At 36.7% G+C, this 13,284-nt stretch carries 11 protein-coding genes; 4 read left to right on the forward strand and 7 right to left on the reverse strand.

The features are described 5' to 3' along the window. Positions 1-192: 192 nt before the first annotated feature. From FB551_RS08210 to recQ, 7 genes are all read right to left on the reverse strand, one after another. On the reverse strand, positions 193-1,059 hold the full coding sequence (locus FB551_RS08210; protein WP_142016670.1) for a DUF4476 domain-containing protein: 867 nt from the start codon (positions 1,057-1,059) through the stop codon (positions 193-195). Positions 1,060-1,179: 120 nt separating this feature from the next. Further along, positions 1,180-2,583, reverse strand: a complete 1,404-nt coding sequence (gene lpdA / locus FB551_RS08215) for a dihydrolipoyl dehydrogenase (RefSeq protein ID WP_047429636.1) — start codon at positions 2,581-2,583, stop codon at positions 1,180-1,182. Positions 2,584-2,713: 130 nt separating this feature from the next. Next, positions 2,714-3,100 carry a cupin domain-containing protein gene (locus FB551_RS08220; protein ID WP_142016673.1) on the reverse strand — a complete coding sequence of 129 codons (387 nt, stop codon included), beginning with the start codon at positions 3,098-3,100 and terminating at the stop codon, positions 2,714-2,716. Between the two features lie 35 nt (positions 3,101-3,135). Then, positions 3,136-3,480 carry a hypothetical protein gene (locus FB551_RS08225; protein WP_047429626.1) on the reverse strand — a complete coding sequence of 115 codons (345 nt, stop codon included), beginning with the start codon at positions 3,478-3,480 and terminating at the stop codon, positions 3,136-3,138. Positions 3,481-3,557: 77 nt separating this feature from the next. Further along, positions 3,558-4,640 carry a glycosyltransferase gene (locus tag FB551_RS08230; RefSeq protein WP_047429623.1) on the reverse strand — a complete coding sequence of 361 codons (1,083 nt, stop codon included), beginning with the start codon at positions 4,638-4,640 and terminating at the stop codon, positions 3,558-3,560. Positions 4,641-4,650: 10 nt separating this feature from the next. Continuing rightward, positions 4,651-5,205: a hypothetical protein gene (locus tag FB551_RS08235; RefSeq protein ID WP_142016675.1), complete on the reverse strand. Its 555-nt coding sequence runs from the start codon at positions 5,203-5,205 to the stop codon at positions 4,651-4,653. A 1-nt stretch (position 5,206) separates the two neighbouring features. Further along, a complete protein-coding gene (gene recQ, locus FB551_RS08240) occupies positions 5,207-7,411 on the reverse strand; it encodes a DNA helicase RecQ (protein ID WP_142016677.1) in 2,205 nt (734 codons plus the stop codon). A gap of 158 nt (positions 7,412-7,569) precedes the next feature. Here recQ and FB551_RS08245 point away from each other — a divergent pair, with 158 nt between their 5' ends. The 4 genes from FB551_RS08245 (at position 7,570) to FB551_RS08260 (ending at position 13,211) form a co-directional block, all read left to right on the forward strand. Beyond that, entirely contained in the window at positions 7,570-8,529 is a 960-nt protein-coding gene (locus FB551_RS08245; RefSeq protein WP_142016679.1) for a KpsF/GutQ family sugar-phosphate isomerase, read from the forward strand. A 111-nt stretch (positions 8,530-8,640) separates the two neighbouring features. Then, positions 8,641-9,126, forward strand: a complete 486-nt coding sequence (locus tag FB551_RS08250; RefSeq protein WP_167497833.1) for a hypothetical protein — start codon at positions 8,641-8,643, stop codon at positions 9,124-9,126. 67 nt (positions 9,127-9,193) lie between these two features. Then, positions 9,194-10,021 carry a twin-arginine translocase subunit TatC gene (gene tatC / locus FB551_RS08255; protein WP_185097534.1) on the forward strand — a complete coding sequence of 276 codons (828 nt, stop codon included), beginning with the start codon at positions 9,194-9,196 and terminating at the stop codon, positions 10,019-10,021. A gap of 229 nt (positions 10,022-10,250) precedes the next feature. After that, on the forward strand, positions 10,251-13,211 hold the full coding sequence (locus FB551_RS08260) for a reprolysin-like metallopeptidase (protein WP_142016683.1): 2,961 nt from the start codon (positions 10,251-10,253) through the stop codon (positions 13,209-13,211). Positions 13,212-13,284 lie beyond the last annotated feature (73 nt).

Genomic DNA, 13,284 nt, shown 5'->3' on the forward strand with positions numbered 1-13,284 from the left:
ATGATAAATTAGCTGACAAAGGTACGGAAATTTGAAGATGCTATCCTAGTCTATATAATTATAATTCTCTTAAGGGCTTTATAAAAAGTTATGAAACTATGAAAAACGTTATGTTTTAAAAAATATGTTTTGGCTGAAGCCAGCGGATTGATTGTATAAAATAAATGGGCTAAAGCCCGTTTCTATTGAATATTATAAGTTCGAAATATAATCCATCAGCTCACGTTTGCTGCTTTCAAAATCAAAAGCATCATATACCAAGAAATAGCGGTCTTTATCTGCGCAATTGCGGTACATCGATTTAGCGAGTGCTAATTTCTTATTATCAAAACTGAGTGCTTTCACCAGATCTCTTATTTGTACTGAAGTAAACATCGAGGTACGCATCTGCTGATTGATCATCGCAATTTTTCCATCGTCAAACTTCTCATTGCTCATCATCATATCAAAAAACTGGCGAAAAGAATGAGTATCCATTACATTTCCTTGAAGAGGCCAATCTCCGGAATGATTTCCGTAAGGATTGTTCCAGATATCATTCCAGTCATTAAAGCCATATTGATTTTGCACAGGATAAGAATCCAGAAGATAGAGACCTTCGTTGGTAAAGAAATCCAATACCATTCTGTTGTTGTTCCGAAGTGTGAGTGTTGTTCTGTAGATCAGAAATCCATTATCGTATATGGAGATAGGTATTCTCCCAGATGGCAGATCAAAAAACCTGTACTTTCCGGAACCGTTTGCCATCATCTGATCGCCAACTTCCACGGTAAAAAATCCCTGTTCGGGAATTCTCAGAAAAACTTCTGCATACCCATAGTTTTTGTTCCATTGATAATTAGTTTTTTTTATTCTAATTTCATTTCCTTTTCTCTGAGGAAATGGAGTATGTCCAGATTCCGGCTGATCGAAAGTTTTATTTCTTTCATCCGGGCTTTTAGAGGTTCTCATTTCTGTAGTGGAAGCCTCATTTTTTAATAATTCTCCTGCCTTTCCTGCTTCCTGTGCCCATGAACTGATTCCCGCCAAAAGCATCCAACTGATCAAAATCTTTTTCATACATGAAATTTTGAAAAACCGTTTCCATTTTCATGCCAAAAGCACCACAAAAAAGGCTGCTTCCATAAGAAACAGCCCTTAATTTTAAATATTTAAATGATTAAATTTATTAATCAACCATTACATATGAATAGGTCTTTTTGCTGTAGCATCCAATGCAGCTTCTTTAATAGCTTCTGCATAGGTTGGGTGAGCGTGGGAACTTCTTGCGATATCTTCAGCACTTGCACGGAATTCCATAGCAATTACTCCTTCCGCAATAAGATCAGCAGCTCTTGCTCCTACGATGTGCATCCCTAAAACCTCATCCGTTTTTTCGTCTGCAATAATCTTCACAAGACCGTCGATATCACCACTTGCACGGCTTCTACCTAAAGCTCTCATTGGAAAAGATCCTACTTTGTAAGCTACACCTTCTTCTTTCAACTGTTCTTCAGTTTTACCTACTCCTGCCACTTCCGGCCATGTATACACAACACCAGGAATCAGGTTATAGTTGATGTGAGGTTTTTGTCCAGCTAATGTTTCAGCAACGAAAACTCCTTCTTCTTCAGCTTTGTGAGCCAGCATAGCCCCTTTGATAACGTCACCGATCGCGTAGATATTAGCAACATTAGTCTGTAAGTGGTCATTTACTTTTACTCTTCCTCTTTCGTCAAGCTCTACACCTGCTTTTTCAAGGCCAAGACCGTCTGTGTAAGGTTTTCTACCTACAGAAACTAAACAGTAATCTCCTTCTACTACTACTTCTTCTCCTTTTTTATCTTTAGCCGTAATCTTTACAGTATCTCCGTTTCTTTCAACCGCAGAAACTGCAGTAGAAAGCATAAACTTCATTCCTTGTTTTTTAAGAACTTTAGTCAATTCTTTGCTTAAAGCACCATCCATTCCAGGGATGATTTTATCCATAAATTCAACAACCGTTACCTGAGCTCCTAATCTTAGGTAAACAGAACCTAGCTCAAGACCAATAACTCCACCTCCGATTACTACCAGGTGTTTAGGGATTTCTTTAAGGTTTAAAGCTTCCGTAGAAGTAATCACTCTTTCTTTGTCTAGAGAGATGAAAGGCAATGTAGATGGTTTAGAACCTGTTGCAATGATTGTATATTTAGACTCGATGGTTTCAGAAGAACCGTCATTTTTAGTCACTTTAATCTGAGTAGCAGATTCGAAGCTTCCTACTCCTTCAAAAACAGTAATCTGATTTTTGTTCATCAGATAGCTGATTCCGTCTGTATTCTGCTTGATCACTTCGTTTTTACGCTCGATCATTCTTGCGATATCCGCTTGCGGCTCATTGATGATAATTCCGTGACCTGCAAAATTGTGTTTTGCATTTTCGAAATGCTCAGAGCTGTCAAGAAGCGCTTTTGACGGAATACATCCAACGTTAAGACAAGTTCCGCCTAAAGTTGAGTATTTTTCAATAATTGCTGTTTTGAAACCTAATTGTGCTGCACGGATAGCAGCAACATAACCACCGGGACCAGAACCTATTACGGTAACATCGAATTGACTCATGTTATTCTATGAATTTGTTTATTATTATCTATCTTAATTCTCACAAATTTACATATAAATTACCAAGCACCAAAGTGAGTTTTATCAATTTTAAAAATGGTAATTATATGCTCCAGTTTAATGAAAAGTATTATTTTATGAATTTTATATTTTCTTCATTACCTTCCTTCAGATAAATTGCTGTAAAGACAAGTGGTTTTTCAGCTGATGCATTATCAAAATGAAGGATTTTTACATTTTTAGGCTCATAAAAAGCATCTCCCTCATGAAGTACTACTTTTTCCTTTCCCTCTATCTGGAAAACAGCTTCACCGGAATTGATGATTCCCAAAACGGGACAGGGATGCAGATGTTCGGGAGCTCCTTGCCCTGCAGCCATTGTTATTTCCTGAATCTCTGTAGATTTTACTTTCTGATCAAGAGCAGTTTTTAATAACTCTTTTCTGGAGATGGTTTTCTGCTGAGCAACTACAACAATAAAATTCATCATTAAAACGGTAATTATCAATGGCTTCATAGATTGGTATTTAATTGGTTATCTGGAATACCTTGTTATACATTCAATTTTCCTTGTCCAAATGTACCTGTGCTTTCAAAAAATGAACCTCCATACACATACCATTCCAGGCTTTCCAGATATTCTACTGCATTTTCCGGAGTGATGTGAGGACGGTCTTTTTTCGAAACAATTCCTTTATACCATCTTCCCGATTTGGAGTAATGCTCATATTCCACAAGATAATGAATCCATATTCTCTGGCACAATTTGCACTGTTGAATGGATACTTCTCCATATCTTCCGTTGGTGTGATCTATGCCCAATTCTGAACTTCTGAATTCTGTATAATGAAAGTCCGGCTTCTCACAAGCACATCCTAATTTTTGGATTTTATTCATAAATGAAAATTGGTTTTCAGATAAAATTTATAACTCCAAAAGTAAGAAATTAACAGCCTATAAAGCAAATGGAGTCATCATGGTTTGATCAGGTCCAGCAGAACTTTTTCATATTTATCCAGAATAATATTCTTTGAGAACCTTGATTTAATAGAGTTTTTTATAGCATCTCTGTTATAGTTGCTCTGCAGTACATTTACAATCTGCTGGGCAAAATCATCATAGTTTTCAATATTGGCAATTTCACCGTTTATATTGTGCTGAATGATCTCATTGATTCCTCCGGGACAGTTATTAACTAAGGAATAAGTTCCGCATGCGCCTGCTTCCAGAAGGACGTTGGGAAAGCCTTCATACCGTGAAGAAAGCACAAATAGATCTGCATATTTCAGGTATTGGTAAGGATTTTCCTGTCTGCCATGGAAGATCACTTTTTTTAATCCTAAGAGTTCTTTAGTTTGAAGTAAAAGATCTTTATCTTTTCCGTCTCCTAAAATGTGAAGCATGATATTTTCATTTTTCAGCCTTGAAAAAACCTTCAGCAGGTTATCAAATCCTTTTCTGGAAGATAAATTACCAATAGCCACTACATTCTTATAATTGTATTTGAAGCATTCCGGTTTTAAGGAAATGGCCATTTTATCTTCAATGAAATCAAAGTCCACAGGATTATTGATCTTGACAATTTTTTTCTTTTTAATATTAAAATTATCAACAAGATCTTTCATCATATCATCACTCTGAGCAATGATTCTCTGATAGTTATTGTAAAAATTATAGAAAAATTTAATCTCTTTGCGGGTTACATGCTGTGTTACAACATTAGTTTCCCTCGCAATGAATTTTGTTCTTGGAAAAAGTTTTATAAACAGAGATAAATAAGCATTGACTTCACCAAAACCAGAGAATACAATATCAGGTTTTCTTCTGTAGATTTCTCCTAAAATAGGTTTTAATGAATGTCTTATTCTTTCGGTATTGATATCGATAATTTCGACATCTTTTTTCAGAAAATTCAAATATCCGCCTTGTTTACGTAACAGCAAAATCTTGGGCTCAAACCGATCCCTGGAAAGATGATTCGCTATAGTTGTAACAATCCTTTCTGCTCCCCCGGTTTCTAAGTCCGGCAGAATAAATATGACAGATATTTTTTTCATCAATGTAAAGTTAGTAAAAAGTTTTGTTAACCTTTAAGCCCATTTCGTTAAATAAAGGTATAATTTCGTTAATGTTTTCAATACTTAGAAAGGCATATTTATCTTCAGTATAATTGACTCCTCTTCTTCTAAAAAAAGAAAAACTCCCATCATCTTTACCAAAAAAACTTTCGGGTTCTCCAAAAATGATATTCCCAAAATGATGGGTATTCATTTCAGCATTTACCTCCTTTATTTCATTCAGATTTTTATATTTTAGAACCTTCCCGCTTCCCTTTTCAACGATAGCTATCCTTTGGTTTGTAATTACATAATAGTTATTTTTCAGTTTCCAATACTTTACAATCCATCTGAAAAAAGTAACGTATAAAGCATTACAAAAAACCCCAATCCCTATTATTGAAAAGAGCCAAAAACTGGAATTTAAGCTACTCGTAATAAAAAACACGCCAATTGCAAGGTAGAATACAGAAAAAGCTGTTCTCAACTTTTCTGTCATATTAAAAAAGAAACTCTTCTTAGGAAGAATTTCTTTTTTAATTATTTCGTTATTGTTTAAAATCATTTTAGTTAGCTACGTCACTGATAAATTTAATTCTCAACATTCTCACTTCTTCATCAGATAATTCATCCCCGAACTCATCCAGCAAGACTTTCATACTGTCGCTCTCAGATTCGTTCATGAATTCCATGAATCCGTCTACGATGTCTTCATCAAAATTGTCTTCAATATAGTAATCAATATTTAGCTTTGTTCCCTGATAGACAATCCTTTCCATTTCTTTCAGAAGTTCATCCATAGAAAGGTTTTTAGCTCTTGCGATATCTTCAAGATCAATCTTTTTATCAGTGCTCTGGATAATGAAAACTTTATGGCTTGATTTATTGGCCACCTGTTTCAGTACCATATCCTGAGTACGTTCGATATTGTTCTCTTCAACGTACGTTTTGATGTAGTCTGCGAATTCTTTACCGTATTTTTTAGCTTTTCCCTCCCCTACGCCGTAAATTTTGGTAATTTCATCTACCGTAATAGGATACTGAACGGTCATGTCTTCTAAACTTGGATCCATAAACACAGTGTATGGTGGAATTCCATGTTTTTTGGCTACTTTCTTTCTCAGTTCTTTCAACAGGTTAAAAAGGTTCTGATCTAATCCTCCTCCAGCCTGTTGCTGAACCTGATCGCTCTCCGCTTTTGCCTGGGTAAGATCAAATTCTCTGTCTTCAGCAATTAAAAAAACATCTTTAGATTTACCATTCAGGACACTTTTTCCTTTCTCTGTAATTTTTAAAACCCCGTAGGTTTCAATATCTTTTTGTAAAAAATTCTGAACAGTCGCCTGTCTCAAAATTGTTTTCCAGTAGTTATCTTTTTCATCTTTTCCAAAACCGAAATGAGCACTTTGTTCAAGTTTATACGATTTTGTAACTGCGTTTTCTTTTCCTACAATAACGGATATCAGATCTTTTGATTTGAATTTTTCTCCGGTATCATTAATCAGTTCCAAAGACTTTTTTAAATCAGCCGTTGCATCCTTCAATTTTGGCGGATTGGATGAGTTATCACACATTTTTGCTCCGTTTCCGTTTACCGGATCGAAACTTTCCCCAAAATAGTATAGAATGTATTGTCTTCTGCTCATTGAGGTTTCAGCATATCCTACCACTTCATTCAGAAGCTGTAATCCGATTTCTCTTTCTGAAACAGGTTTTTGAGCCAGAAACTTCTCCAGTTTTTCAATGTCTTTCGGATCATAGAATGCCAGACAATGGCCTTCACCCCCATCTCTTCCTGCTCTACCGGTTTCCTGGTAGTAGCTTTCCAAAGATTTCGGGAAGTCGTAATGAATAACAAAACGTACATCCGGTTTATCAATTCCCATCCCAAAGGCAATAGTGGCTACAATGACGTCTACTTCCTCCATCAGGAATTTATCCTGATTGGCGACTCTCACTTTTTGGTCAAGACCGGCGTGATAAGGAAGTGCATTGATTCCATTCACCTGCAGAAGCTGAGCAAATTCTTCAACTTTTCTACGGCTCAGGCAGTAAACAATTCCGGATTTTCCTTTATGCTGATTGATAAATTTTACAATTTCCTTATCTACATTGATTTTAGGACATACTTCATAATATAGATTAGGACGGTTGAAGCTTTCTTTAAACACCAATGCATTGGTCATTCCTAAAGTTTTCTGGATATCATCCTGAACCTTAGGAGTTGCAGTAGCCGTTAAAGCAATCACCGGTACATTGGCGATTTTGTCAATAATCTGTTTCAGATTCCTGTATTCGGGTCTGAAATCATGCCCCCACTCTGAAATACAGTGAGCCTCGTCGATAGCAAAGAAAGAAATTTTCACTTCTTTCAAAAAATCCAGGTAATCATCTTTAATTAATGATTCAGGAGCTACATACAGAAGTTTGGTTTTGCCGCTTTTGATATCGTCAAAAACCTGCTTGGTCTGCGTTTTGTTTAATGATGAATTCAGTACGTGTGCTACTCCATCATCTGATGAAAGCCCATTCACTGCATCTACCTGATTTTTCATCAACGCTATTAAGGGCGAAACTACTATTGCTGTTCCTTCCGAAATAAGAGCCGGAAGCTGGTAACATAATGATTTTCCGCCACCTGTAGGCATTAAAACAAATATATCCTTCCCATTCAATAGGTTATCTATAATTTGTTCCTGCTGGCCCTTAAATGTAGAAAACCCAAAATACTTTTTCAATTCGCCTGATAAATTGGCTTTTTTTGCGCTCATCTAATTTTCTATTGCTAAATTTGCATCACACCCAAAGTTATAAAAATTCTGCTTAAAATAAAAGCGAACGAATTTATAAAAAATAAAATTTATATTAAATATTCTTTTTAAAATATAACGTTTTTTAGGAACTTTTTTGTATACCTTATCTTCATAAAATGGATAGAACCAACATTATATCAATTGCCAAAAGCACTTTAGAAATAGAAATTTCTGAACTGGAAAAATTAAAAAACAGAATTGATGACCAATTTGCACAGGCCGTAGAGATTATTCACTCAGCAAAAGGGAAACTCATTGTAGTAGGAATCGGAAAATCTGCCCATGTGGGGAACAAAATTGTTGCTACGTTAAATTCTACAGGTACGCCTTCTCAGTTTTTACATGCGTCGGAAGCTATTCATGGTGATCTTGGAGTTATTCAAAAGCAGGATGTTGTTTTATGCATCTCAAATTCCGGAAATTCTCCCGAAATTGCCAACCTGGTTTCATATTTAAAAGATTATTCTTCTGCTTTAATTGGTATGACCGGAAATAAAACCAGTAAACTGGCTGAGTTTTCAGAAGTGATTTTGGATACCCACGTGGACGTTGAAGCCTGCCCGAATAAATTGGCACCTACAAGTTCTACAACGATACAAATGGCGTTGGGAGATGCTTTAGCTGTTGCTTTAATGGAGCTTAATGATTTCAAAGCCAATGATTTTGCCAAATTTCACCCCGGAGGAAGTTTAGGAAAAAATCTGACGTCTAAAGTAGAGCAGTTTTTATCTTCACAAAAGCCTCAGGTTACAGAAGATTCTTCCATAAGAGATGTGATTATTTCCATCAGTGCCTCAAGCCATGGAATTACAGTGGTAACGAACGACGACCAGATTATTGGTGTTATCACAGATGGAGATTTAAGAAGAATGCTGATGAAAGGAGAAGATATCAGTAAGGTTTTGGCTAAAGATATTATGTCTGCCCGTCCCAGAACCATTGAAAAGGACGCGCTGGCTAAAGAAGCCATGAAAGTTCTGAAAGAAAATAATATCGGTCAGCTGGTAGTAACGGAAAAAGGAAAGTATTTCGGGATTATTGATCTGCATAAACTGTTAGACGAAGGGATTAACTAGTGTTCAAATAAAAGAGGTCAGGCATTATACCTTCGGATCAGCATTTTAATCAAATATTTTTAAGGTATTATGATGATTATTCTTTATTTATTGATTCTATTCCCAATATTTTTGAAAAAATATCTTGACTATCAGGATTCACAAAGAAATAAAGTACATTATCTTCCGTTGGAACCTGATCCTAGCCCTGACTATTCCCACCATGACAGAAATCTGCACCATGATCAAAAAAGTCAGGACTATTTTGATCTTGTCGTCCGATGCCTGATTTTCTGTACTTTTGATGATAAAAAATACGATTCTGTGGCAGACTGTCTGTCTCTGACAGATATCGGATATGATTTACGCATATTTTCGTACAGCGAAGAAATAGAATCTTTATTCAGAAATAAGTTCATCAGCGAATCGCTGAGACAGAAAATAGCAGATTTTAAAAAGGTTACTGATGAAGTGGATGAAGAAGAATGGTATTTCGAATCATTAGATCTCAGACATGATGAAAGATGGAAAAAAATTAATGTAGCAGCAGAAGATCTTTTAACAGAAATGAATATTAAAGAGAGGGATTTTGATTTTGCTTTATATGTACCTCGATAATTTTAGAATCCAACATCGGTCATTTAACTAAATATTTCATAAATTTGCGCTTTAAAAATTGTATTCTGTGAGTGATGGTAAAGACATGTCCTTCCTTGGACATATAGGAGAATTAAGAGGGCATCTGATCCGTTCGATTATTGCTATCATAATTGCGGCATTTGTGGTTGGTTTTAATATCAACTGGATTATGGACCATATCTTTTTTGGGCCTACCAGAAATGATTTCCCGACTTTCAGAGTTGTTAATCATTTTTCAAGAATGATTTTGGGAGAAGACAGTATTCATCTTCCAAAGGACTTCCCTGTTCGTGTACAGAGATTATATCAGCAGTTCAATGTAATGATGGCTGTTTCAATTTTTGGAGGAATGGTGGCTGCATTTCCGTATATCGTATGGGAACTGTGGCGTTTTATAGGCCCTGCTTTACATCCGAGAGAAAGAAAAAATTCTATTTATATTATTAATGCGGTATGGATTCTTTTCATGACCGGAGTATTATGTGGTTATTTCCTGATTCTTCCGTTCGCCGTTAATTTCGGGGTTATTTTTAAAATCTCAGATATTATCGTTCCGCTGTATGATTTAAGTGATTATACCACTTTATTCTTACAGGTAGTTTTGGGTATGGGTGTTATTTTTCTTTTCCCGATTTTGATCTACTTCCTTACCACCATCGGAATTCTTACCCCTACATTTATGAAGACTTACCGTCGTCATGCGATCGTTTTGATTATGGTAGTGGCTGCAATTATTACTCCGGCAGATGTTTTAAGTATGCTGATGGCTGCATTCCCGCTCCTTATCTTATACGAATTCAGTATTATGATGTGTACATTCACTTATAAAAAAGTACAGAAAAGCAACGGAAATCTTCCGGCAGTACAGAAATAAACAGTATTTTTTACTAATAAAAGCTTAAGCGCTACCATTTGATTGAACGGTAGCGCTTTTTTTATTTAAAAAAATTAACCTTAATTATATTTATTCTTAATATAATTAAAAACAACGATAAAATTAAACTAAAATTATAAAGTTTGGAGCAATTAGTAACGTATCACCAACTAAAGATTTAAAAAAATGAACTATCTTTAAAAACTTTAATAAAAATCAATCAAGAAATATGAAAAAGAAAATTATTTTCGTCTGTGCATTGGCTTTAAGTCTGGGTGGTTTACAGGCACAACGCTGGGAGCCGGTCTCGGAGAAAGTTACGCCAATAAGAAAAGAAGTAAAAGTAGAATATGCCTACAAATTTGATCTTTCTGCATTAAGAGATCAATTGAAGAATGCTCCTGAAGCAGGAAAAGGAGGAAACGCTGTAATTGTTTCTCTCCCTACAGCAGATGGAAGAATTGAAAGATTTTCAGTGTACAATTCGCCAGTGGTAGAAAAATCCATGGCAGAGAGATATGAACTGGGAGCATATGCAGGCATCGGGCTGGATAATCCACATAAACAAATCCGGTTCAGTACAGCACCCAACGACTTTCAGTCTATGACATTCAATACCGATACAGGAAAATATGAATTCATAGAACCTATCAATAAAGAAAAGGACATATATGGAGTCTTTTTCAAATCTAACAAATCTCACGAAGACCCTTTTGAATGTACAACTTCTGAGCCTGAAAAGGTAAAGAAAGAAATGAATAAGCTGCTTAAAACAAAAAATGTTTTAAAAGGGTTAGGTAATGCTAATAAAAGTAACGAACAAAAATACAGAACGTATAGAATTGCCATCTCCGTAAACGGTGAATATACACAGCTAGCCGGAGGTGTTCCTGGAGCGGCAGCCCGTATTAATGCTACAATGAACCGTGTAAATGGTGTTTTTGAAAAAGATTTTGGAATCCATATGATTGTACAGGATCTTCCCCAACTTATATTTGCAGATCCCACTACGGATCCTTATTCGAATGTAGTAACAAATTCAAATGGTACTTATAGTGCTCCCGCAGCATGGAACCTTCAGCTTCAGCAAACGCTTACCAATACTGCCGGTGTAGGGAATGCCGCCTATGATATAGGACACTTCTTTGGCCACAGAGGTGGTGGTGGAAGTGCCGGAGATGTAGGAAATGTCTGCAGAAATCCTGCAAGCAATAATGATGCTACTTCCAAAGGAGCGGGAATCACTTCCCCTTCTACTCCGGATCAGCCTTTCGGAGATAATTATGATATCGATTTTGTAGCTCACGAGATTGGCCATCAGTTCGGTGCAGCACACACGATGTCTATCGCTTTGCATGGAGCCCACATGGAGCCGGGATCCGGGTCTTCTATTATGGGATATGCCGGTATTACCAATTATAACGTTCAGATGCATTCTGATGCTTATTTTCATACCAAAAATATTGAGGAAGTAGGAGCTTATGTTAATGCTCAGGACTGTGGAACTATTACAGCAGTAGCCAACACACCTCCTTCTATTCAGCCAATGGTCAATAAAATGATTCCTAAAGGAACAGCTTTTGTGTTAACAGCTTCTGCAACAGATACACAAAATGATCCGATGACCTATACCTGGGAACAGTATGATCTGGCTACTTCTGCTTTTGGTCCCGTAAGTGCTACCAGAAATAATGGAGCGAATTTCAGATCTCTGATGCCTACCAACTCGCCTACACGTTACTTCCCTAAATTCACAAATGTTCTTAACGGTGCTCTTACCAGTGCTGCAGATTGGGAAACAGTATCCAACATACCACGAACTATGAATTTCAAGGTAACCGTGAGAGATAATAACCCGGATGCTGCACAACAACAGACTCAAAGCAGTCTGATGAAAGTGGATATCGGAAATGAAGGACCTTTCAAAGTAACTTCCACTACGGTTTACAATAATACACCGGGAGCTGTTACATGGGATGTGGTAAATACCAATAATGCTCCGTATAATGTTCAAAATGTTAAAATAGATTATACTACAGACAACGGAACTACGTGGACGGTTATTACTCCATCTACAGCGAATGACGGATCTGAGCCGTTTTCTTTCTCCTCTCTGGCAACTGGTACCAGTGTAAAAATAAGAGTAAGCGCCATTGATAATGTATTCTACGCTGTTGGAAATGCTACCGTATCGGCATCTACAAGTGCCTGTACAACATCTGCTCCAACAGGGATTACAGTAACCGGTATTACAAGAACTTCAGCATCTGTCAACTGGACAGCGTTAGTAGGAGCAACATATTCTGTAATGTATAGAAAAGTAGGAACAGCAACATGGACTACGGTTCCTGTTTCAACAAATGCTTATAACATTTCAGGCCTTACTGAAGCTACCCAATATGAAGTACAGGTAGCCAATGTTTGTAGTGCTTCTGTTGGTTCTTATTCAGCGTCAACAAATTTTACAACTTCTCCATTTGCTAAATGTTCAATAACGGGAACAAACGCTGCTGACGAGTATATTTCCAATGTTACGGTCACCGGTGCAGGAATGAGCCCAGTTTCAAATAGCAGTAATAATACTCCTTACACAGACTATACTTCAGATCCTTCAAAACTGATTACCCTGATGTCCGGTTCTTCAGGTAATAATGTAAGTATCACCAAGGGATGGACAAGTTCTCAGTATAATGATGGAGTAACTGCATGGATAGACTTTAATAAAGACGGAGTATTCTCTTCTTCTGAGGTAATCTACACAAGCGCACCTAGTATCATATCACCTGTTTCAGGAACATTCTCCGTACCGGCAGATGCTTATACGGGAGGAAACGTCATCATGAGAGTGGTATTAGGATATGAAAGCCAGCCAAGCAGCGGATGCAGCAACCAGCAGTATGGTGAAGTTGAGGATTATCCGGTATTAATCCAACAACAGCTTTCTACCAGTGAGACTATGAAAGATCAGAGCTCAATTCAGATCTACCCTAATCCGGCAAGTGATGTATTGAATGTAACCAAGATCTCATCTAAAGCTCAGTTTATCATTACGAATATGGCGGGTCAGAAAGTAATGAACGGACAGATTAATGACAACAAAATCTCTGTATCCAAATTAAGTACAGGAGCTTATATTATTTCTATTGAAGATAAAGGAACAACTTCAAATCTGAAATTCATCAAAAAATAAAACCTAACCCGTTTTTTACAGCCCGGCAGTGACCGGGCTTTTTTATGTCTTCTTAAAATCTGTATTTAATTTG

Source organism: Chryseobacterium aquifrigidense, assembly GCF_006716485.1.
Lineage (GTDB): Bacteria > Bacteroidota > Bacteroidia > Flavobacteriales > Weeksellaceae > Chryseobacterium > Chryseobacterium vietnamense.

Excerpts from the sequence above, each read along its gene's own strand:
- recQ (WP_142016677.1), bottom strand. The coding sequence starts at position 7,411 with ATGAGCGCAAAAAAAGCCAATTTATCAGGCGAATTGAAAAAGTATTTT.
- FB551_RS08245 (WP_142016679.1), top strand. The coding sequence starts at position 7,570 with ATGGATAGAACCAACATTATATCAATTGCCAAAAGCACTTTAGAAATA.
- FB551_RS08220 (WP_142016673.1), bottom strand. The coding sequence starts at position 3,100 with ATGAAGCCATTGATAATTACCGTTTTAATGATGAATTTTATTGTTGTA.
- FB551_RS08235 (WP_142016675.1), bottom strand. The coding sequence starts at position 5,205 with ATGATTTTAAACAATAACGAAATAATTAAAAAAGAAATTCTTCCTAAG.
- FB551_RS08210 (WP_142016670.1), bottom strand. The coding sequence starts at position 1,059 with ATGAAAAAGATTTTGATCAGTTGGATGCTTTTGGCGGGAATCAGTTCA.
- FB551_RS08225 (WP_047429626.1), bottom strand. The coding sequence starts at position 3,480 with ATGAATAAAATCCAAAAATTAGGATGTGCTTGTGAGAAGCCGGACTTT.
- lpdA (WP_047429636.1), bottom strand. The coding sequence starts at position 2,583 with ATGAGTCAATTCGATGTTACCGTAATAGGTTCTGGTCCCGGTGGTTAT.
- FB551_RS08230 (WP_047429623.1), bottom strand. The coding sequence starts at position 4,640 with ATGAAAAAAATATCTGTCATATTTATTCTGCCGGACTTAGAAACCGGG.
- FB551_RS08260 (WP_142016683.1), top strand. The coding sequence starts at position 10,251 with ATGAAAAAGAAAATTATTTTCGTCTGTGCATTGGCTTTAAGTCTGGGT.